The 20587-nt window shown below is 69.0% G+C and carries 20 protein-coding genes and 2 pseudogenes; 9 read left to right on the forward strand and 13 right to left on the reverse strand.

The window, feature by feature from the left end:
- From ABZ297_RS31010 to ABZ297_RS31020, 3 genes are all read right to left on the reverse strand, one after another.
- Positions 1-576, reverse strand: a 576-nt coding sequence (locus tag ABZ297_RS31010) for a hypothetical protein (protein ID WP_355353313.1), incomplete at its 3' end; no start/stop codon positions are given.
- Positions 577-628: 52 nt separating this feature from the next.
- Entirely contained in the window at positions 629-2026 is a 1398-nt protein-coding gene (locus ABZ297_RS31015; RefSeq protein WP_355353316.1) for a hypothetical protein, read from the reverse strand.
- 14 nt (positions 2027-2040) lie between these two features.
- Positions 2041-3828: a serine hydrolase domain-containing protein gene (locus ABZ297_RS31020; protein WP_355353319.1), complete on the reverse strand. Its 1788-nt coding sequence runs from the start codon at positions 3826-3828 to the stop codon at positions 2041-2043.
- On the opposite strand from ABZ297_RS31020, the gene ABZ297_RS31025 reads away from it, so the two are divergent.
- On the forward strand, positions 3809-4897 hold the full coding sequence (locus ABZ297_RS31025) for a hypothetical protein (protein ID WP_355353322.1): 1089 nt from the start codon (positions 3809-3811) through the stop codon (positions 4895-4897). The genes ABZ297_RS31020 and ABZ297_RS31025 overlap by 20 nt on opposite strands.
- Here the strand turns inward: ABZ297_RS31025 and ABZ297_RS31030 are convergent.
- Complete coding sequence (locus tag ABZ297_RS31030; RefSeq protein ID WP_355353325.1) at positions 4839-5711, reverse strand: DMT family transporter; 873 nt, start codon at positions 5709-5711, stop codon at positions 4839-4841. The two genes, ABZ297_RS31025 and ABZ297_RS31030, sit on opposite strands and share 59 nt — an antisense overlap.
- A gap of 394 nt (positions 5712-6105) precedes the next feature.
- Between ABZ297_RS31030 and ABZ297_RS31035 the strand changes: the two genes are divergently transcribed.
- Both ABZ297_RS31035 and ABZ297_RS31040 read left to right on the forward strand, forming a co-directional pair.
- Complete coding sequence (locus ABZ297_RS31035; protein ID WP_355353328.1) at positions 6106-7044, forward strand: CPBP family intramembrane glutamic endopeptidase; 939 nt, start codon at positions 6106-6108, stop codon at positions 7042-7044.
- 188 nt (positions 7045-7232) lie between these two features.
- Positions 7233-8081: an ion transporter gene (locus ABZ297_RS31040; protein WP_355353331.1), complete on the forward strand. Its 849-nt coding sequence runs from the start codon at positions 7233-7235 to the stop codon at positions 8079-8081.
- Between the two features lie 46 nt (positions 8082-8127).
- Here the strand turns inward: ABZ297_RS31040 and ABZ297_RS31045 are convergent, their stop codons facing one another.
- Positions 8128-8589 carry a cupin domain-containing protein gene (locus tag ABZ297_RS31045; protein WP_355353334.1) on the reverse strand — a complete coding sequence of 154 codons (462 nt, stop codon included), beginning with the start codon at positions 8587-8589 and terminating at the stop codon, positions 8128-8130.
- A gap of 241 nt (positions 8590-8830) precedes the next feature.
- Positions 8831-9754, reverse strand: a complete 924-nt coding sequence (locus ABZ297_RS31050) for an NADP-dependent oxidoreductase (protein ID WP_355353337.1) — start codon at positions 9752-9754, stop codon at positions 8831-8833.
- 566 nt (positions 9755-10320) lie between these two features.
- On the opposite strand from ABZ297_RS31050, the gene ABZ297_RS31055 reads away from it, so the two are divergent.
- A complete protein-coding gene (locus tag ABZ297_RS31055) occupies positions 10321-10905 on the forward strand; it encodes a hypothetical protein (protein WP_355353340.1) in 585 nt (194 codons plus the stop codon).
- Positions 10906-10913: 8 nt separating this feature from the next.
- On the opposite strand, the gene ABZ297_RS31060 is transcribed toward ABZ297_RS31055, so the two are convergent.
- Positions 10914-12314 (reverse strand): MFS transporter, encoded by a 1401-nt coding sequence (locus ABZ297_RS31060; RefSeq protein WP_355353343.1) that lies wholly within the window; start codon positions 12312-12314, stop codon positions 10914-10916.
- 189 nt (positions 12315-12503) lie between these two features.
- Here ABZ297_RS31060 and ABZ297_RS31065 point away from each other — a divergent pair, with 189 nt between their 5' ends.
- Positions 12504-13424, forward strand: coding sequence for a helix-turn-helix transcriptional regulator (locus ABZ297_RS31065; RefSeq protein WP_355353346.1), 921 nt, complete (start codon positions 12504-12506; stop codon positions 13422-13424).
- Here ABZ297_RS31065 and ABZ297_RS31070 read toward each other — a convergent pair.
- Positions 13419-13529 (reverse strand): annotated as a pseudogene (locus tag ABZ297_RS31070) (hypothetical protein); the annotation flags it as partial. The gene ABZ297_RS31065 and the pseudogene ABZ297_RS31070 sit on opposite strands and share 6 nt — an antisense overlap.
- On the opposite strand from ABZ297_RS31070, the gene ABZ297_RS31075 reads away from it, so the two are divergent.
- Positions 13480-13656, forward strand: coding sequence for a hypothetical protein (locus tag ABZ297_RS31075; RefSeq protein WP_355353349.1), 177 nt, complete (start codon positions 13480-13482; stop codon positions 13654-13656). The pseudogene ABZ297_RS31070 and the gene ABZ297_RS31075 overlap by 50 nt on opposite strands.
- A gap of 579 nt (positions 13657-14235) precedes the next feature.
- Here the strand turns inward: ABZ297_RS31075 and ABZ297_RS31080 are convergent.
- Positions 14236-14724, reverse strand: a complete 489-nt coding sequence (locus ABZ297_RS31080; RefSeq protein ID WP_355353352.1) for a GNAT family N-acetyltransferase — start codon at positions 14722-14724, stop codon at positions 14236-14238.
- 79 nt (positions 14725-14803) lie between these two features.
- On the opposite strand from ABZ297_RS31080, the gene ABZ297_RS31085 reads away from it, so the two are divergent.
- Positions 14804-15766, forward strand: a complete 963-nt coding sequence (locus tag ABZ297_RS31085; RefSeq protein ID WP_355353355.1) for a LysR substrate-binding domain-containing protein — start codon at positions 14804-14806, stop codon at positions 15764-15766.
- A gap of 36 nt (positions 15767-15802) precedes the next feature.
- Here ABZ297_RS31085 and ABZ297_RS31090 read toward each other — a convergent pair.
- Together ABZ297_RS31090 and ABZ297_RS31095 are read right to left on the reverse strand one after the other, a co-directional pair.
- Positions 15803-16134, reverse strand: a pseudogene (locus tag ABZ297_RS31090) (transposase); the annotation flags it as partial.
- Between the two features lie 98 nt (positions 16135-16232).
- Positions 16233-16637: a hypothetical protein gene (locus tag ABZ297_RS31095; RefSeq protein WP_355353358.1), complete on the reverse strand. Its 405-nt coding sequence runs from the start codon at positions 16635-16637 to the stop codon at positions 16233-16235.
- A gap of 193 nt (positions 16638-16830) precedes the next feature.
- On the opposite strand from ABZ297_RS31095, the gene ABZ297_RS31100 reads away from it, so the two are divergent.
- Positions 16831-17019: a hypothetical protein gene (locus ABZ297_RS31100; protein ID WP_355353361.1), complete on the forward strand. Its 189-nt coding sequence runs from the start codon at positions 16831-16833 to the stop codon at positions 17017-17019.
- Between the two features lie 15 nt (positions 17020-17034).
- Here ABZ297_RS31100 and ABZ297_RS31105 read toward each other — a convergent pair whose 3' ends face one another.
- Positions 17035-18405 (reverse strand): FAD-binding oxidoreductase, encoded by a 1371-nt coding sequence (locus ABZ297_RS31105; protein WP_355353364.1) that lies wholly within the window; start codon positions 18403-18405, stop codon positions 17035-17037.
- 911 nt (positions 18406-19316) lie between these two features.
- On the opposite strand from ABZ297_RS31105, the gene ABZ297_RS31110 reads away from it, so the two are divergent.
- On the forward strand, positions 19317-19961 hold the full coding sequence (locus ABZ297_RS31110; RefSeq protein WP_355353367.1) for a hypothetical protein: 645 nt from the start codon (positions 19317-19319) through the stop codon (positions 19959-19961).
- Between the two features lie 4 nt (positions 19962-19965).
- Here the strand turns inward: ABZ297_RS31110 and ABZ297_RS31115 are convergent, their stop codons facing one another.
- Positions 19966-20583, reverse strand: coding sequence for a hypothetical protein (locus ABZ297_RS31115; RefSeq protein WP_355353370.1), 618 nt, complete (start codon positions 20581-20583; stop codon positions 19966-19968).
- Positions 20584-20587 lie beyond the last annotated feature (4 nt).

Raw genomic sequence — 20587 nt, forward strand, 5'->3', positions numbered from 1 at the left:
CTCGCCGGTCCGGCCGGCGAGCAGCAGCGTCCGGCAGGCCCATGCAGCGCCGTGCGGGTCGGCGCCGCGGCCGAGGCTCCGCAGGGCGTGGCCGGCCGTGTCGGGGTCGGCCGCGAAGAGCAGTGCGGTGCGCAGCCGTCCAGGAAGGTCCGGCTTGCGCAGGTGCTCCCGGACGCCGGGAGGAAAGGGCACCGGAGTGACGCCGTCGCGCCGGGAGGTCTGGTGCGCCAGTTGCCTGCGGAGATTGCGCGAGATCCCGGACTCGAACAACAGGCTGTTGATCACCGGATCGTCCAGGTCGAGCAACCGTCCGAGCAGGCATGACGCCGGGTCGAGCAGCGCCGGATGGACCTTCTCGGAGCCGAACAGTGCGTCCTTCAGCCGTTCCCTGCCGGGACGGCGTATCAGCGCCTCGATGACCGCCCTGTTCGGCGTCCCGTAGCTGGTGTGCGCGTCGACGGTCAGCGGATCGGCGAGGAGCGCGTCCAGCTCGCCCGGGATGGCGAACCGCAACAGCCCGGCGGTGCAGGCGCGGATGTCGGACGCCCTGACGGAGGTGACGGTCATCGAACTCACGAACCGACACCGTACGGGCTCGGCGATCATGTCGCCAGCGCCGGCCTGCTGCTCACCGGTCTGGTCGCACGCGGTGGCAGGCCATCGGCGGGTGCTGCCGGTCCGGCCAGTCGTCGCCGTCCGAGGTGATTAGCCAGATCCACCTGTCCGGCTGGACCGGGGTGATCGGCGGGGCATGACCGTCGGTGACCACGATCACCGCGTCGGGGTGCGTGTCGATCCGCTCGCCGTTCACCTCCAGGCGGCCTTCGACATAGTCGCGGACGCCGCCGAAGTCGGTACCGCCACCGCCGTACACGAGCTCGCCCGGACGGAACGGCATGACCACCGCGTCGAAGCTCAGCCAGCGCGCCTCGACCCCGTCGACCTGCCCGACCAGCTCGGTAAGCCATTCCACCACGCGGCCCGGCATCGACCCCGAGGTGTCGAAGGCGATCACCAGCGACCTGACCCGCTCCGGCCCGCGCCTGGCCAGCGTCGGGTCGTACCTGAGGGCGGCCAGCAACGCGCCGCGCTTCTTCGGGTAGACCAGCCGCTCCCCGGCCCTGAGCCTGGAGCCGAGTACGTCGACGAGCCACTGCTGCCACCAGTCGACACGGCGGGTGGAGACGGTGCGGCCGCGCAGGACATGCGCGCCGAGGTCACCCCAGAGCCGGTCGACGCGTTCCCCGGCGTCCTCGGTGCGGTCGAGCAGGTCGAGCAGTTCCCCGCGCGCCGTGGCGTTGCCGCGCCGGGCGGCGAGGAGCACGCTGCGCAGGACGTCGGAGCCGATCCGGTCCACGGTCTCCTGGTCGAGCTCGTCGCCGTCCAGGATCATGTGGACGCAGCGCGGGCCGGGCTCGGGCGGATTCCGCATGCGGCGCAGCTCCCGGTGAACTACCAGGTCCGTGGCGACGAACTCGTCGAAGGCCAGCCACTCGAGGCCCTGGGCCTCCAGGTCGGCCCGGTAGGCACGATGGACCTCCCGCGGATCGACGCCGACCGGTTCGCCGTCGACGGTGGGCAGCCCGCTCTCGCGCAACCGCACCATGGTGACGTGGTTGATGGTCACCTCGCAGGCCACGGTGAAGACGGGATCGTCCCGCAGCTCCGGCTCGGTGAAGAGGTGCCGCTGCACCAGGTGACGGGCCTCGTGGAAGAGGACGAACCGTACCCCCTCCAGCCCCAGCGCGACGAAGAAGCGGGGGTTGTAGAGCAGCAGGCACGTTCCGTCGCCGGACGCGATCACGGCCGCCGTGTCGACCGCCGTGGTGGGAAGCTGGTAGTGGCACTTGCTGTAGATCCAGGACGCGATCGCGCTGTGCGTCATCCCGAGATCGAGCAGTGCCTGCTCCTTCAACCGCCGTGCCCGCTCGACGATCTCAGGATCGGCGGGCCGCCACCGCTCCAGGGCCCGTCGATCGCTCAGCTCCACCACCGGTAGCCGGTGCTTCCCCTTCTTCCCGTACACCGTCGTCCCGCCGGTCAGGCCCAGCCGTAGGCCGACCTGATGGATGCGGCGATCTCGTTGACCAGGCTCGTGTTGTTACCGTTGACCAGGACGGCGTACCCGGCGCCGAGCTCGGGGTAGCCCTTGAACACGGACTTGAAGCCGTAGTTCGAGCCGTCGTGGGTGAAGGAGAAGTTCTTCGTCCCGGAACCGGCGATGAACAAGCCCCGGCCCATGCCGGGCTCCGGCCCCGTGCTGAGCAGTGTCCGGACGGAGGCCTTGGTGAGCGGGCCCGCGATGTCACCGGGTGCGGTCCACGCCTTGTTGAGGTAGCACACGAGCTGGCACAGGTCGAGGACGTTCGTGTAGAGGCCGGCCGCGGCCGACTCCGGGTAGCGGTTCCGCTTGCCGGGGATCACGGCGCCGGTGGCGGTGTGCCCGGCGGCGAGCTCGAACGAGGGCGTCAGCGCGTAGGAGCTGGTCTTCATGCCGAGCGGCGCGAACACCTCCTTGTCCATGTACTGGGTCAGCGACAGGCCGCTCTGCTGCTCCACCATCCGCTGCAGCAGGACGAAGCCCGCGCCGGAGTAGTGGTACTCCGCACCGGGGTCGGTGGTGAGCTCGATCTTCGGCGAGTTGCCCTCGCCGTTCATGACCTGGAGCAGCGAGGGCACGGACGCGGTCGGGCCGTAGCCGGCGAAGCCGCCGCCCGCGCCGGTGTCGAAGCCGGAACAGGCGTCGGCCGGGGAGGTGGAGCCGCGTCCGATGACGCCGGCCCGGTGCGTCAGGACGCGGTCGATGGTCGGCACCGGCGTCGCCGAGACGCACGAGCGGCGCGGCAGGGTCCAGTCGAGGTAGGGGCGGATGTCGCTGCTCAGCGGCTGCTTGAGCGTCTGCATGAGGCGCAGCACGCCGACCGAGGTGACGGCCTTGCTGATGGAGGCGGCCTGGAAGCCGGTCTCCGGGTGCGCGGCGGCGCCGGTGCCCGCCTCCAGCCAGCCGTAGCCGGTGGACCAGGCGATCTTGTTGCCGACCACGACCGCGACCGCCGCGCCCGGCGTCTTCCAGGCGCTCATCCGCTGCCAGATGGTCGAGCCGCCCACCGCGTTCTCGACCTGCCGCACCCGGTCCGCGGGCAGCGCCGGCGCCTTGCCGCGCGTGGCCAGCGACCAGCCGGTGTTGACCGGTGAGAAGGCCACGTTGTGCAGCTGCCAGCCGTCGGCGGCGAGGCTGTTCATCTGCTTGAAGCACTCGTCGTCGACGCCGCGCACGTGGAACTCGTCCTGCGCGACGACCGCCCACCCACCCGCAGGGGGGAAGGCGACGCGGGTCACGCGGCGTCCGCCCTGCGTCAGGTTGCGCATCATCTGGTAGCACTCGTCGTCGACCGAGCGCGCGTAGAAGGCGTTCGTGGCGGCCACCACCCAGCGGTTGCCGCCCGCCGGCGGGAAGGCGACGTCGACGACCTGCTGGCCGGCGCTGTAGCAGGCGAGGATGCGCTGGTGGCACTCGTCGGGGATGTTGCGCGCCGACACCCCCTTGTCACCAGTGATCACCCACCGGTCGCCGCCCTCGGGCGGAAAGGCCACGCAGTGGATCCGCCAACCCGACTTGATCAGCTTTCCGAGCTCGGCGAAGCACGCGTCAGGAAGGCCACGGCCGAAGTAGCGGCCGTCCTGGGTGACGATGACCCAGCCGTTGGACGGCGTGAACGCGAACGACGTGATGCCGTAAGGCGCCAACTCGTTCATCTTCGCGTGCGCCTCGTCAGGGACACGGCGGTTGTAGAAGGGGTAGCTCGCAGTGATCCTGAGCGCGAGCATGGGCGCCGGCCACGACGCCGCAGCTGCCGAGCTGGCCCGGCGGCTGGCCGTCGCGGGCGTCGACGCCGAGGTGGTGGACGTCCTCGAACTGCTCCCGCTGCGCCTGGGTGCGGCGCTGCGCGGCTGGTACGGCTGGATGATGCGCTCGGCCCCGTGGATGTACGCGCTGATCTACCGCATCTTCTTCGTGTCCGGTCACGCCGGGTCGGCCTCACCGCTGACGGGGCTCACCGCCGCACGGCTGCGCAGGCTGCTGCGGCGCAGGCCGCTGGACGAGGTCGTCTCGGTCTTCCACCTGGCCGCCCAGGCTGCCGGGATGCTCCGGGAGCGCGGCCTGCTCCCCGTCCCGAGCACGGTGCTGCTGACGGACTTCGCCGCGCACCGGCTGTGGCTGCATCCCGGCAACGATCGCTACCTGTGCCCCGACGCGGCCACCGCACGCCAGGTCAGCGCCGCCACCGGCCGTCCGGCATCCTGTTACGCCCCCCTCGTACGCCCCGCCTTCCTGCCAGGCGCGGCGCAGGCCCGTCACGGGGTGGGCCGCCGGCTGGTGCTGGTCTCGGCAGGGGCCTGGGGGGTGGGCGACGTCGAGCGGACGGCGCGCGTCCTGGCCCGCTCCGGCAGGTACCTGCCGGTCATCCTCTGCGGGCGCAACGCCGGGCTGCGCCGCCGCGCCAGGCGTGCCGGGGGAGTGGCGCTCGGCTGGTACGAGGACATGCCCGGCCTGATGGCGGCCGCGTACGCCCTGGTCGACAACGCCGCCGGGCTGACCAGCAGGGAGGCGATGGCGTCCGGGCTGCCGATCGTCACGTACCGGCCGATTCCCGGGCACGGCAGGGACGGCGTGCTGGCCATGGCACGGGCCGGGCTGAGCGTCCACGCGCGAACCGCCGCCGAGCTGCTCGCGGCGCTGGACCGTCTGGACTCCGGCGACGGCGACGACGCGGCCGCAGCGGGGAACCGGGCCGCGCTGTTCGCCGCCGCGCCCGCCGAGTCGTTCTTCGTGCCCCTCATCGCGCCGGTTGCTGAGTCCCCTTCCGGCGGATGTGCGGCGACTGGGACAGCTTGACGCTGCCGTAGAACACCAGCGCGACGCCGGCGAGCTCGGGGATCACCCAGGGGCCGAGCCGGATCGAGTCGTCGAACAACGCGACCCCGTACACGATGCTCGCCACCGGGTCGGTGACGGTGAGCGCCGGCTGCACGACCACCAGGGTCCCGCTGTGCAGGGCGTACTGCAGCAGGAACAGCGCGGTGATGCCCGCCGCGACCATGGCGTACACCGGCCACGTGGTCAGCAGGGCGGCCGGGTTCTCGGCGAGGACGCGCGTGCTCTCCTTCATCAGCGCGGCGGTGAAGGCGAAGCACGCCCCGGACGCGACGCCGAGCAGCGCGGGCCGGTGCGCGCCGCGGCCGATCCGCGCGGCGGCGACGAGCCACGCGACGCCTCCGGCGGTGGCCGCGGTGCTGAGCAGCCAGTCGGCGGTGTCAGGGATCTGCTCGCCGCTGCTCGGGTTGGCGGCGGAGAGCAGCACGGCCAGCCCCGCGGTCATGGACAGCACGGCCAGCCATTCGCGCCGCCCGAGCCTGGTCTTGAACATCCACCGGACGATGAACATGGTGAACGGCAGTTCGATGACGAGGATCGGCTGCACGAGCGTCAGCCCGGCCAGGCTGAGCGCGCCCGCCTGCAGCAGGAACGCCAGGATGAGCGCGCCGATGCCGGCCATCCAGGCGGGCTGCCGGACCTGGCTCCACACGACCGCCGGCGAGAACTCCCGGTCGGGCGGGACGGTGCGGGCCGCCCGGCGTTGCAGCACCGAGGAGAGCGCGTTGGCGGCCGCCGCGCACAGGGCCAGGATCACCGCGATGGCTGTGCTCACCGGCGAGTGGCCTTCCGGTCCTGGGCCGTCCGCTGTCGGTCAGTGGTGGTCATCAGCGTTCCGGCGCGGCGCCCCTCCTCGAACGGGGACGACCCGCCAGCCTCCCTTCCACGGCTCTGACCTGGCAGTTACCACGAGCAAGGGCGTACGTGCCCCGCACGCGAACGCCCCACGCTGCTCGCGGCCATAGCAGGGGCCAGCCTTTGCGCTGCGCGGGGACCGGTCCAGAGCCGCCCATCCGCTGTCGTACCCCGCCCACCTTCACCAAACGGGGACGGTTTCCCCAGGGCGCGGGTACACGCGTCCTCAGCGAACCCGCCGTATGACATTTGTCCTCACCAGGTCGTGACTTCGACGTCTACGTCGGCGGAGCCGGTCGTGCGGATCATGAGTCATGCGCTCGAAAACAACGCTCTTCCTCTGCGTCGCCCTCGTGGGCGCCTGGTTGGTGGTCCTGCCCGCCTGGCTGTCGGGCAAGGGACTGGAGTTCGCGCTCCTGCCGGTGCTCGCCGGCGCGATGATGTTCACGCCCGCCATCGCCGTGCTCGTCGTGTGGCTGCGGTCGCGACGCGAGGGCCTCACCTTCCGCCTCCTGGCCCGTGAGACCGGCCTGACGCTCGGCCCGCGGAAGGGCCGCACGCTGGCCGTCCTCGGCGTCATGTGGCTCGGCGTGCCACTGCTGGTCGCCCTCACCCTCGCCGTCAGCGCGCTGGTGGGAGCCGCCGAACTCGACGTGGGCGGGCTGTCCGGGCTCAAGCGGGCCCTGGAGACGGCCGACGTCGACTCCTCCAAGGCGTCGATCGTCGCGCTCGGCATGCTCGTCGGCATGTTCGTGACCTCGCTGATCAGCGCGGTCCTCGCCTTCGGTGAGGAGTGGGGCTGGCGGGGATGGCTGCTGCCGCGCCTGCTGCGGCTCGGCACCCTGCCCGCCGTCCTCGTCTCGGGCGTGATCTGGGCGGCCTGGCACGCCCCTCTCACCCTGCTCGGCTACAACTACCCCGATCTGGGCCCGTGGGCGGCGTTGATGTTCGTGCCCTTCTGCACGGTGTTCGGCGCCGTCCTGGCGTGGACGCGGTTGGTCACGGGCAGCGTGTGGCCGGCGGTGATCGGACACGCCATCTTCAACGAGAGCGCCACCACGCTCATCGTGCTCAGCTCGGACGCCTCCGCACCCTTCAACCCGGTCATCGCGGGACCGGGCGGCCTGGTCGGCGGGGTGATCATCGCCCTGCTCGCCGCCCTGCTGCTGGCCGGCGCGGGTCGAGGGGGACGGGCCCCGCGCGAGGACGCAGGTAACCTCCCCATTACGGAGGCCTCAGGCGCCGCAGGCTGACTGAACCGGTGCTAGCGGTCCCCTGAGGACTGGGCACCGGGCGAGCGATCCTGCGACGCCCGGCGCGCCCTGGGGCGCAAGCATCGAATGTGATCGGTATCTCACGCCTGCCGCCACGGGAGGGTGCCGCCCGCACCTACGATGATCAACAATTTGTTGGTTACATCCCCGAGGGAGCGGTCGAAAAGGTGTCAGGGCAAGAACGCGTGCGCGCCGTCCTGGAAAACCGGCTCATGCAGCGGGCGATCATCGTGGTGATCGTGGTCAACGCGGTCACCATCGGCTGCGAGACCAGCTTCTCTCTGATGGAGCGAGCCGGCGACGTCCTGCACGCGATCGACCGGATCGCGCTCACGATCTTCGCCGTCGAGCTGGCCGCCCGTCTGTACGCCTACCGCAGGTCGTTCTTCAGCGACCCGTGGAACTGGTTCGACGCCGTCATCGTCGCCGTCGCGCTCGTCCCCGCCTCGGGGCCGACGTCGGTGCTGCGGGCGCTGCGCATCCTGCGGGCCCTGCGGCTGGTGTCGGCGGTGCCCAGCATGCGCCGCGTCGTCAACGCGCTGCTGGCCGCCGTGCCCGGCATGGCGTCCATCATCGGCCTGCTCGTGTTGATGATCTACATCGCGGCGGTGATCGCGACCAAGCTGTTCGGCGACATCGTGCCCGAACGCTTCGACGAGCTGCCCCGCTCGCTGTTCACCCTGTTCCAGATCATGACCGGCGACGACTGGGGCAACGTCGCCCAGGAGGTGATGGAGCACAAGCCGTGGGCGTGGATCTTCTTCATCGTCTACATCCTGATGTCCACGTTCGTCGCGCTGAACCTGTTCATCGCGGTCGTCGTCAACGCCATGAACGACACCGAAGACTCACCGGCCGAAGCTCGCACCCAGGCCGACCTCGACTCGCTCAGGCAGGAGCTCGCGGCGGTGAACGCCAAACTCGACCAGCTCCTGACGCACCCGCCGTCGCCGCGTCCGCGACCGCGCAGGACGACCATCGTCCGCAACCGGCGATCGCGACCGCAACGAGGATGACCACACGCCATCGCATCGCTCAGGGCTGACTCTTCCGGTTCCGCACCTACGCCGGATCGTCGACTTTGAGCTTGTCTCCCGTGTCGGAGACGAAGACGACCAGCAGTTTCGCCGGTTGCGTCCGGCTGGTGTTCTCCGTGAGCACATGGTGGGCGCCCGGCTGCTCGACCCAGTTCTCGCCTTGGCGATACGTACGCACCGGCTCGCCACCGAGCCGGCTGCGCACAATACCCTCAAGTACGTAGGCGTAGACGAAAGCCTTGCCGTGCCGATGCGGCACCGCGCGTGCGGCGGGCGGGAAGTTCACGATCGCCGAGGTGAACGTCTTGCCCTTGACATTTGGAAGCGCCTGTTCCAAGAGAGGCGATAGCGTCTCGGACGGCGGCTGCGAAACCGTGGCGGCCACTGGCACCTGGCCGGTCGCACGCTCTGCTGTGGGCGCGCATGCGACGGACGCGGCCACCATGCCGGCAGCCAGGAGGCCACCGGCAAACCGTACTCGGATCATGACCTCTCCTATCCTGCTTGGACCTTTCAGGCGTACCGGGTGATCGCGAGGCGTCACCGGATTCCGCCCCCACACAGCCGAAGTGATTCACCTGGGGATGGGTCTCGGTCAGGAGGAGTGAGGATTACGCTGTCCGGGCATTTCGGAGCCTAACCACGGGCGAGTTCAAGCCTTGGTGATGGTCTGCTCAAACTGCGGTCGAGCCGCTACAACGTCGCCGACAACTGAGCCGGCCTGCCGGCTATGCGCCTTCCGTGACCCGGATGATCGTCTTGCCGGGGGTGCGCTGGGCGGGCGCGAACGCGGAGGGCGCCTCGGCGAGCGTCCGCACGGCCCCGACGATCGGGCGGAGCCGTCCGTCCCGGACCCTCCGTGCCAGGTCCGCGAGCCGGGCACGATCGGACTCGACGACGAAGAAGATTGCCTGCCCGTCACGGGGCCGGACCGTGGGTGGCGAGACGATGGTGACGAGCGTGCCACCGGCGCGCACCAGCGCGGCCGAGCGGTCCAGGATGTCACCGCCTATCACGTCGAACACCACGTCGACCTGACCGGCATCTTCAAGGGGATCGGCCTGCAGGTCCAAGAAGGCATCCACGCCGAGGCCGAGTGCTGTGTCCCTGTCGCCGGCCCTGCCGGTGCCGATCACTCGGGCTCCTGCCTCGCGTGCGAGCTGCACCGCGATAGATCCAACACCGCCCGCGATGCCGTGGATCAGGACGGTCTGGCCGGCAGCTAGGCGGCCGTGGTCGAACAGGCCCTGCCACGCGGTCAGTCCTGAGATCGGCAGTGCGGCGGCCACGGTGTGGTCGACGTCGGCCGGCAGCGGCGCGAGGTTGCGGGCCTCCACCGCCACGTACTCAGCCAGCGAGCCGTTGCGGGTCCAGTCGGTCAGCCCGAACACCCGCTGGCCGACGGTCAGGCCGGTTGTTCCGTATCCCAGCTCGGCGACGATACCCGACACCTCATGCCCGGGCACACTGGGCGTCCGGTCGTGGCCGGCGCGATCGGACCACGTTCCCGGCCAGTCGAGCTCTCCGGGGGTGAACCCTGCGGCATGCACCCGGACGACGACGTCGTTCTCGGCGGCGTGCGGGTATGGCTCTTCCGTCAGGGAAAGCCCGGCCAGACCGGCGGCGCGGTCTCGAACGGTGATGGCTTGCATGACGGGTCCTCGCTCGTGGTGGAGATATCGAACAGGACGAACGTACAGGCGTTCTCCTCCCGTACGCGTCCCTGCCACGATGTAACGCGCGGATCTGTTCTCAGAGGTGCTGAGCCGGGGTTTCACCCCTGCGTGTGCGTTTCCGAAGCAGTGGGAGACTCGGCCACGCCGCCACCGAGACCACCCAGCTCTACATGCTTCTCGCGGATGACGTCGCCGACGCCGAGATCCGCGCCGCCCGACGCCGCCGCGGCGGGCAGGGGAGAAGGGGGCAAACCCCGAATCGAGTTGCACGCCTACCTGGTCGACTTGGATGGCGCCTCGATGGGGCTGCCTGACTGCTACTGCACCAGTTGCCCGCTGTGGGCTGGTGGATGATCGAAATGGTCGATGAGGAGCATCTCGCGCGGATCGAGAAGTGCCACATGCGCCGAGAGACGCTGAAAGATGGATCATGATCTCGTAGGCCCGTGCCTGGCGTACGGGCAGGACGATGGGCGGCGATGGGGTGAGGCGCGATGGCTGGTCAGCGCGTGGACGGTGTGGCGCGCACTGGCAAGGCCGCAATGACTGGACGGATGGGCCGCCTCGCCTGGGCGGTGACCGAACTCTTCGCTCCCCAGTACGTCGCGCTCGTCTTGCCGCCAGTGGCGGGTGTTCTGGCGGATGGGTGGACGGGGCTGGGCTGGGGGCTGGTGGCCGCCGTCTTATGCGCGGGCATCCCTGCCGGGGTGATCGCCATCGGGGTGCGCAAGGGCCGCCTGGACTCCAAGCATCTGGTGGACCGATCAGGCCGCAAGGTGCCGCTGCTCGCCGGACTCGCCGCGGTCGTGGTGGGCCTGGCGTTGCTGATCGCGTTGGGGGCTCCGAAGGCGGTCGTCGCCACGGCTGTCACGATGCTCGGCTGGGTCCTGGTCATGGGCTCGATCACCGTGTGGTGGAAGATCTCCTTCCACGCGGGCGTTTCCACGGGAGCGACTGTGATCATCGCTCACCTGCTGGAGTGGTGGCCGGGCCTGCTCATCGGGGCTGTGCTCGTCTCGGTCATCGGCTGGGCTCGAGTGCGGATCGCCCACCACACCCTCGCACAGGTCGTGACAGGCATCGCCGCAGGAGGCACGGTGGCGTGGGCGGCATTCATGATGATCTGATTCGCTCGTCACGCGACTTCGGGCTCAAGCCCCACCAGACGGACACCTTCAAATACCAGCCCCTGGGCGTGCTCAACATCTCCAACGCCGGGCCGCAGATGGTCGCACCCCTTGTCGCGGCGTTCATCATCGGCCTGGACGGCTACCCGACGCTCTTCATCGTCGCCATCGTGGTGGCGATCGCAGGCGCGTTGACCGTGCTCCCCGTCAAGTCCGTCCGCTGGCCCCCACCACTTCGCGCCGGACCTGACAATGTCAGCCGGAGTCCGATGCCTGCGGCCTACCGCGACGGAGAGGACGAAGATCAACAGGCCGAACGCGGTCATCGCGGCGCCGGCGAGATTGACGCCGGTGTACGGGGCGCCATGGTCGATCACGACCGCGCCGAGGAGCGAGCCGATGGTGATACCGGCGCCGAACGCCGCCGTGTTCGCGGTGCCGACCAAGGCGGAATCCCGTGCGGCTACGCGCAACACGTAGGTCTGGGTGGGTGTCAGCAACCCGAATCCACAGGCCCCCAGGAGGAACAAGGTGCCCACCGTCAGGGGCTTGCTGTGGGCGGTGAAGGTGAAAACGCACAGGGCGGCCACCAGGAGCACGAGCAGGGCGATCGTGGTGGGGATCAGCGCACGATCGGCCGCGCGTCCGGCGAGCCAGTTTCCGGCGACCAACCCGGCGCCATAGATCGCCAGCAACCACACCACATCACTCGCCGCGAAACCGGTGACGCCGGTCAGTATCGGCTCGATGAACGTGAAGGAGGCGAACAGTCCGCCGAAACCTATCGCGGTGGCCGCCAGAGCCAGCCAGAGCCGCGGATCGATGAAGACCGCCAGTTCGCCGCGCAGGTCCACGGCGGGAGATGTCTCGTCGTCGGGGATCAGCCGGATCACGCCGACGAGACCGACGACACCGAGCACGGCGACGAGGACGAACGCTCCACGCCAACCCCAGGACTGCCCGGCGAGGGTACCCATCGGCATGCCCAGCACGTTGGCCAGGCTCAGTCCGGTGAACACCAGCGCGATGGCGGTTCCCTGCCGTGCGGGCGACACGAGCCGGGATGCCACCACAGAGGCGACCCCGAAGAACGCGGTGTGAGCCCACGCTGTGAGAAATCTGCTGACCAGCAGGAGTTCGAAGGTCGGCGCGACCGCCGAGACGAGGTTCCCGGCCGTGAACAGCAGCATCAACAGCACCAACAATCGCCTGTCGCGCATTCTGATCGTCAGCAACGCCAGGATCGGACCGCAGACCTGGCCGATCGCGTAGGCAGTGGTGACCAGTCCTGCTTGCGCGATGGTCACGCCGAAGTGATCCGCCAGAGCGGTCAGCAGACCATTGGTGACGAATTCCGTCGTACCGATTGCGAAAGCGCTCAGCGCGAGTGCGAGCAAGGCGATGGGCATGGCGATGCGAGGTCCGAATCTGGATGGTCGGCTTCGGAGAAGAAGCACATGGAGACAGTGTTCTTCCATGCTTCGCCACCGGAAGGAACCACAACCAGACACCTGCTCTTCGTACGACTCGCGTTCCTACTACAAACAGGGACACCCAGGGCATCGGTCGTCGGAGAGCGCGACCAGTAGCCTGAAACCATGAGAGCGAACGGCGAGCTGGGAGATTTCCTTCGCCGCCGGCGCGCCACCGTCACCCCGGCCGATCTGGACCTGCCCGCCCCAGCCGGTCAGCGCCGGGTGGCCGGTCTGCGCCGTGAGGAGTTGGCCGGACTCGCCGGGATCAGCGTGGCCTACTACATCCGGCTGGAACAGGGACGCAGCACGAACGCCTCAGACCAGGTACTCGGCGCGATCGCCAGGGTGTTGCTGGTCGACGACGCCCAGCGAGCCCACCTGTTCGACCTCGCCCGCAAGCCCGGCCGCAGCGCCCGACGGCGCCCCCACGTCGAGCGAGCGCACCCGCGCACCGTCGAGCTCCTCTCCGCGCTGGACCATCTTCCGGCCGTGCTGCTCGGGCGGCGCAACGATGTCCTCGCCTGGAACCGCCTGGGCCACGCCCTTCTCGCCGGGCATCTGCCGTTCGCCGCCCCACGCGACCCCGCGACGCGCCCGTCGATGAGCCGGATGCTGTTCCTGGACGAGCACACCCGCGAACTCGAACACGATTGGGAGCACTACGCCAAGACGCACGTGGGATATCTGCGACTGATCAGCGGTCGTCACAGTGACGACCGCGCCCTGGCGGAACTCATCGGCGAACTGACCATGAAGAGTCCGGAGTTCGCGGCCCTGTGGGCGGGCGGCGACGTACGCGAATGCACCTTCGGGAGTCGCGTTCTGAATCATCCCAAGGTCGGCACCCTCGACGTCACCTATCAAGTCTGGCTCCAACCCGACCAACCCGATCACCGGCTTGAGATTTACACTCCCGGAAACGCCGCCGCGGCAGACGCGTTCGCGTTGCTCGAACGTGGCCTCGCCCCCGAGGGCATCCTGCTCCCAGGCGATCCTGGTGTGCAGCACGAACAAGATGCCTTGCAGGACCAGGCGGTCATCTAGGCGCTTCCGTCCTGGATGCCGCCTCCGGCACTGATGTTTGGGCAGCAACGGCTCGATGACCGCCCATGACTCGTCGCTGACCTCCCACGGCTTCAGCCGCGCCACCGTTTGGGCCACGCCCGAGCTGCTCGCCGACCTCGCCACGAAGGCGTTCACGGTCCGGGTCCGCGATGCGCTTGCCCTGGACGGCTGTACCGCGATCAGAGAGCATGACGGCCTCCGGCTGGTCTGACCCGGAGCCCACGCGGCCGGAAGCCTCCGTGTCCCGGTTGACCATGCCCGCAGTTCACGATGCCCGGAACCCAGACCCTCCCTTGCCGGGCCTCCGTTCCGGGCAGGGGCACTTTCCCGGCTGGCCCAGGGGTTGAACAGGTGCAGCAGGAGCACGGCGGCGGCCCATCCCTCGGGGATCATTCCCGCGGTGGCGAGCACCACCGGCGGAGCGGCCCACTGGTAGAGCCGGACGCTCCCGGTCGCGACCATCACGCGCGGGTAGAACCAGCGATCCACGTGCGACAGGAGCCCAGCTCGGAGCGGGTGGCGTAGCAGCGACTCCTCGTTCATGGGGTCGGGGCCCGGCGTCGAGGTGAGCCCGCGCACCAACGGCGCCACCAGGCCGATCAGGGGCAGCGGGTTCCAGGCGTAGCACGCGGCGAAGACAGGTGCGCTCTCCTTGATACTCGCGGATACCGCCGCCGCCAGCGCGGCCGGCACCCGCAGCTCGTGCTGGATCAGTACGACGGTCCCGGGCCACAAAGCCCAAGCGGGAGAGGCGATGAATCCCATCCACCCGAGAGAGTCGTCAGCAGAATCACTGGAGAGGCAGTTCCATCAGGATGTCGGCACGCGCATAGTAGTCCGCCACGGGCAGTTGCTCGCGGGTGATACGGGTGAATCCGGCACCCTCGTACAGGTGGATCGCCGGAGCGAGTCGTGAGTTGGTGCCGAGGAAGACACGCCGGACGCCCAGCTCGCATGCCCGGGCCACCGCTGCCGCAACGAGCTTTCGCCCGATGCCCTGCCCTTGTGCCTGCGGGGTCACCCCCATTTTGGCCAGTTCGACGACCTCGTTCGGGTAGGGGACGAGCGCGACGCATCCCACAACCACTCCGTCCCCGATGCGGGCCACGAGGACATCGCCGCCTGGGGCGACGATCTGCCCGAAGGGATCCTTCAGCAACTTGCGATCATCGTCGGTGAGAGTGAAGAGCCGGCTGATCCACTCCTCGTTGATCTGTCGGAACGCCTCGGCATCGGCTGCAGATGCCAGAGACTCGATGCGGGGTTCTGCGTTGATCAAGGGAGGCATAGTTCAAGTGTGGAGCGCAAGCATCAAGAACTCCAATACATGTAATGGCGGCAATCGATAAACTGAGCCTATGGATAGCTCGATCGAGTTCCGGCATCTGCGCTACTTCGTTGCCGTCGCCGACGAGCTCCACTTCGGCCGTGCCGCGCAACGTCTGCAGATCGCTCAGCCGGCGCTCTCCCAGCAGATCCGCCGGCTTGAGCGACTGATCGGCGCGATGCTCTTCGAGCGCACGTCCCGATCCGTGCGCCTCACCGCCGCGGGCGAGGCGTTCCTGCCGCGCGCCCGCGACCTCCTCGCCCGGCTGTCCGCCGACGTGACCGAGGCCGCGCGTGTCGCGCGAGGCGAGGCCGGGCGGCTCGACATCGCCTTCATCTCCTCAGCGGTCAGCGCGTTGAGCTCGGCGCTGCGCACCTTTACCCAGGATCGGCCGGAGGTGCAGGTGCGGCTCCATGAAGGGTTCACCAGCACCACACTGGACCGATTGGAGCGTGGCACTGCCGACGTCGGAATCGTTCGAGACGCCGACGAACGGGATGGGATCACCCTGACCCCGCTCTTGGATGAGGAGTTCCTGGCCGTGATGCCGTCGACGCATCCGTTGGCGACGAGCGGCACGGTCACCGCCGCGCAACTGGTTTCATCGCCGCTCGTGCTGTTCCCACCGAGCGCCGGACCCCGCGCCCATGCACGGAATCTCCAGCCCTTCCACGAGGCGCTCCTCGATCCTCAGATCATCTTCGAAGGATCGGAATGGAACACCGTCCTCCACCTCGTCGCCGCTGGGCTCGGCGTCACCGTAGCCCCACGCGGCGCAACGCAACCATTGCCCGAAGGCACTGTGATCGCTGAACTCGCTGACACGAACGCGCGCAGCACCGTCCAGCTCGCCACCCGCGTCGGCGACGACAGGCCGCTTGTTCGTGAGTTCCGGAACATCGTGGGTGCCCATCCCGTGTCCACGGATCCAACGAATGTCCGAAAGGCACGGCGGTCAAGTGCGGCCGCCACCGCGAGCGCCGTCACATCATGATTGATGCCGAAAGCTGCCCTGCTCGGACGATCGAGGGGTGTTGGCGCCGTCGGTCGCGCTCTGGTCCAGGACGAGACCGATGATGCGGTCGTAGGCGTCGAGTGCGACCTTCTTCAGCTGGGCGAAGATCCCAGGCGTATCCACTCGTCGCGTCGGCCCGGATCGTCCTCGCCGAGCACGCGGCATCCGCGATGGCCTCCTAGGAGCAGCCGAACCGCAGGACCTGCAGCAGCTTGTCGAAGACGGTCCGGTCGCTGATGCGGCGGCGGTGGCAGCCCAGCGGGTGGGCCGGATCCGAAGACGGGCCGATGCGGCAGGAGGGCGGCAAATCGGTCCCACAGCGGTTCGATCAGCCAGCAAGGCAGCACCCGGCACGTGGCTCCCCAACAGTCGCATAGCGCCGCAGGTGTGGTGATCGCGGCGCTGGTGGTTGTCGTCGGACAGGTGAGTGGCGGCCCCGTCACGGTCACGACGCTCCGCCGTAGAGCGCCCGGAAGTGCAGCAGCGTCCGATAGTCCGAGTCGGATTCCGTAAGCGTGTAGTCGTCTTCGAGAACGCCGTTCTCATCCCACTGCTTCGCCCACAACGTAATGCCGTACTCGTACTCGCCGTCCTCTGCGAGCTGCCCGTTCTTGTGCCACTCCCGAGCCCGTCCGTGCAGCGCCCCCCGCGCGAAAGTCGCGTCCACCATGGGCTGCCCCGACGGATACCACTCCTTCGTCGGCCCCGACTGCAGACCCTCCCGGTAGGTCGCCTCGGACCTGAGGGCGCCATCGTTCTCCGTGAACGCGATACCGGTGAAGGGCGTGTCGTCCAGGTAGTGAAGGCCGTCGTCTTCGTAGACGACTCGGTCTGCTGGGACTCGATCCATGGGGGCTTCCTAGCTGTCTTGTCGTCTGGCTCGACGGGCGCGTCCTGCCTGCTGCCGGCCCGCAAGCTCCTGCTACCGCCGGTGACGTGCGATGTCCGGTCCGATCCGATTCTGCCAAATCGCGATGGTCGTCCGAAGAGCGCTGCCGGGCACGGCGGCATCTGTTCGGGGAGCCAGAGCATGGATGTAGCAGGTGTCCACCAAACCGGGCCAACTCCAGGAGGGGCGGCAGCAGGCAATAGCCGTGGGGCAGGATGCGGTCGGTCCGGTTGAACAGTTGCAGCTTGTCGTGTTCTTCCCGGGTGAAGGTGATCAGGGATCCGTCGGCGCGGAATTTACGGGTGGCCAGGTGGACTCCACCGGGATACGGTTCGCCGGTTGACGATACACCGGACTTCTATTGCGGGCCAGGATCGTCGGCGGTGGCGGGCGGAACGTTCTGGTTAAGCCGGAAAAGGTTGTCGGGATCCCAGGTTCGCTTGATTGTGGCGAGCCGCTGGTAGTTGTCGCCGTAGGCCCGGCGAACCCCCTCAGAACCCTCGTCGGCGAGGTGGTTGACCTCCACCCCGATGGCCCATGACTGTGTCTCCGCCCACAAGCGGTCAGCCCACTCGATGTGCCTCTGCGGGTTCTCGTCGTCCGCCGACCAGGCCGCCCCGACCTCCATGCAGTAGGACGCCTCCCGATGCCGGAAGGCGGTGGCGTCGGCCGCGACTCGCGCCACCGCGCCGCCCATCGGCAGCAGAAGCACACCGTTGTCCGGCGAGCTCAGCCCGCCGCCGTGCTCGATCATTGCTGCGATGAGCTCCTCGGTTATCGCACCGCCCAGGTGAGAGCGCATGTGATAGGGCGTGGGCCGACCCTGCGGATCGAAGAGGTGCTGCAGTATCTCGAACGTCGTCGGTTCGACCAGGTCGGCGAACGGCCTGCCGAACCCGCGCACCGGTGCGAGCTCGCGCTCCCCAGCGGCAAGGGGCCCGACATAACACATCGCCAGCGCGAGCACCGGCTTCCCGTGCAGTTCCTGAGGAACGAACGGCGCCGGCGGACCGGCGAGGATCGCCGCTGCCACGTTGACCTCGTCGGGGGCGCTCTGGCCGTACCCGGCGAAGAAACGCAGCACGTCGGCGGCGTCCTCCAACCGGTGCAGGACCATCCCGCCGAGCAGCCGGTCGACCGGGTGCAGGCGCAGGGTGAACTCGAGGACGATCCCGAGATTGCCGCCGCCGCCCCGCAGGCCCCAGTAGAGGTCTTGGTTCTCGTCGGCGCTCGCGTGGACGATCTTCCCCGAAGCGGTCAGGACGTCGGCCGCGACGAGGTTGTCGCAGGCGAGCCCGAAGACCCGCGCGAACCACCCGTTGCCCCCTCCGAGCGTCAGCCCAGCGACGCCCACATCGGCGACGTGCCCGCCGACCGGCGCGAGGCCGTGCTGTGCCGCAGCCGCGGTGAGCTCACCCCACCGCACACCGGGGCCGACGTTGGCCGTCCGCCGCTCTACGTCGATGGCGATCTGCTTCATCGGGCCCAGGTCCAGGACCAAGCCGCCCTCCGTCGTCGAGAAGCCGGGGAAGCTGTGCCCGCCGCTGCGCACGGCGAGCTCGAGGCCGGTGTCACGGGCGACTGCCAGCGCCGAGACGGCATCGTTTCGGGTTCGGCAGCGTGCGATGGCAGCGGGTTTACGGTCGATCAGTTGGTTCCAAACGCGGCGGGACGATTCGTAACCAGTGTCCTCGGGCCGGAGCACCTCGCCGTCGAAGCCGTCAGCCAACGCGCGTAACGCGTCCTCAGGAGTCACGATGCCTCCGATATTTCAGCACACAGCGATGAACGGGTCGTATCACCTCCAACGAGGAAGGTCTACGCCTTGACTTTGCCAACTTTCGGGCTCCCGTAGTTATCGAGCAGAATCCAACGAACCTGGCTTCGACAGATCCATGGGCCGCAGTTCGGCTGCCGGAGTGGCGAGGGCAAGGTCCGGAAAGCATGCGAACAGAGCGGGGAGCGCACGCTGTCGAAGTGATGCACGAGCGGTGGCGGCTGAGCGACAACCTCGGAGTCGGCCGCTGGATCAACCGCCTCGTTGGGCTCGCCCTCGATGTGGCCCGATCGGAGGGCGAACGGCCGCTGAAGCCTCGCAGGCTGGCGTGGGGGCTAACACCTGAGGCCTGGGTCGCGGCCACCGGGGCGGCTACCTCATCGGGCTGGCATCGCTAGTCGCTGGCGCGCCGCACGAGGCCGAACAGGACCTCCCAATCGACGAGCTGCCCGCCTGGGATCGCCCCCGCGACGGCGAGCACCGACCTCGCGTGAACGCCGGACGGCGCCCACCCGGCGGGCGCCCTCCATCAGGCGACGGCCGGCGCCGGCGCTGACAAGGTCGGCGAATTTGCGGAACTGAGCCAAGTTCTTCGAGTCGGGCCACGCTGACGGAGGGGGCCACGTCTTCGCTCTCGTCAGGGCTGAGATAGCCCATGGCGCGGGCCACCCGCACCAGCGCAGCGGCGGACTTCTTGCCCTGGGTCGAGTCTCACACCTCGTACAGGGCTCCCCTCCCGTGCATCTCCAGCACGGGCCGGATGGCAGTGGCCTGCCCCTCGTTCAGGTCCCGATCGACCTGAACCGGAGCGGCGTCGCGCGCATCGAAGCAGTGGGCTGATCATTCCAGGAAGGGTGTTCACGATGAGGCGTTTGATGACCGGGGTGCTGGCCGCGGGAGTGTCCGTCCTGTTCCTCGCTGCTCCGGCCGCGGCGGCCGCGGCGGCCACGGCCGACGGGCTCCCCAGGGGCTTCCTGAAGTACGAGAGCGAGCAGGCGCGCAAGCCGTTCGGCAAGGCGGAGATCTCCTGGCGGGTGAGCGACAAGCGCACCGAGGTGGCGACGCTGGACCTCTGCGGTGCCCGGGCCTCGCTGCTCTCCCAGGCGGAGAGCGTCCGGTCGGTGCTCGCCGACGGCGACGCCGACTACCACTACCGCGAGCAGGTGGCCGTGTTCGCCGACGATCAGGCGGCCACCGGGGCGATGGCGAAGCTCAGGAAGGCGGTCAGGGGTTGCGCCAAGGTGAAGACCTCGGCGGGCTCGACGGCCTACCGCGGCCAGAAGCTGCCGATCGGTGACGAGGCGCTCCAGGTCAGCAGGTACAACCTCAAGTCCGAGAACGCCTACGGGGAGCGGTCCGTCGTGGTGCGCAGGGGCAGCGCTGTGATCGTCTACGCGGAGGTAAGCCTGTACACGAGCAACAAGCCGAAGGCGAGCGACTTCAGGAGCCAGGTGCGCGACGCCAAGGCGATGGCCGTCAAGGTCTGCGACCTGCCGGGCGTGTGCTGACGGCCTACGCGGAGCCCGCGTCCGGCCCCCTGAGCCGACGAGCCCGCCGGTAGGCCCAGGCGAGGCCCGCCACCGCGACCACACCCGCGGCGACCACGATCGCCACCAGTCCGGTGCGGTCGGGGGCGGGCTTGGTGGGCTGCACCCGGGTGGGCGTGCCCAGGGCGTTGATCAGCGCGAGAGTGAGCGGCTCGATGCCCTGGGTGTCGTCCGAGAGCCGCAACGGCCGGTCCCCTGAGGGGAGGAGCCTGTTGCCCGAGCACAACGTCGTGACCAGCCCCGACCCCTGGGCGCTGGCGAACACCAGGTAGCGGCCGCCCTTGACGAACCTGTATCCGCAGGCCGGCCCCTCCACCCTGGTGAACACCTCGAACTCGGCGTTGAGGTCGCCCTTGTAGACGTGGTCGGCGCGCAGCGTGGCGGTGAGGCTGCCGCCGTTCAACGTCGGTTCGTCCACGCGGACGTCCGTGGCGGTGGCGGTGAAGACGGCCGTCGCCTCCTCGACGCGCTGCTTCGCTGTGGGTGTCGCGCAGGAGCAGGCGGCGCGGGCGCCTGCCGTACCGGCAGTGAACATGAACAGGGGGGCCACCAGGCAGAGCACGGCGAGTATGCGCACCATCATGTCC

It is taken from the genome of Nonomuraea sp. NPDC005983, from assembly GCF_040614375.1.
In the GTDB taxonomy this organism is placed as follows: domain Bacteria; phylum Actinomycetota; class Actinomycetes; order Streptosporangiales; family Streptosporangiaceae; genus Nonomuraea.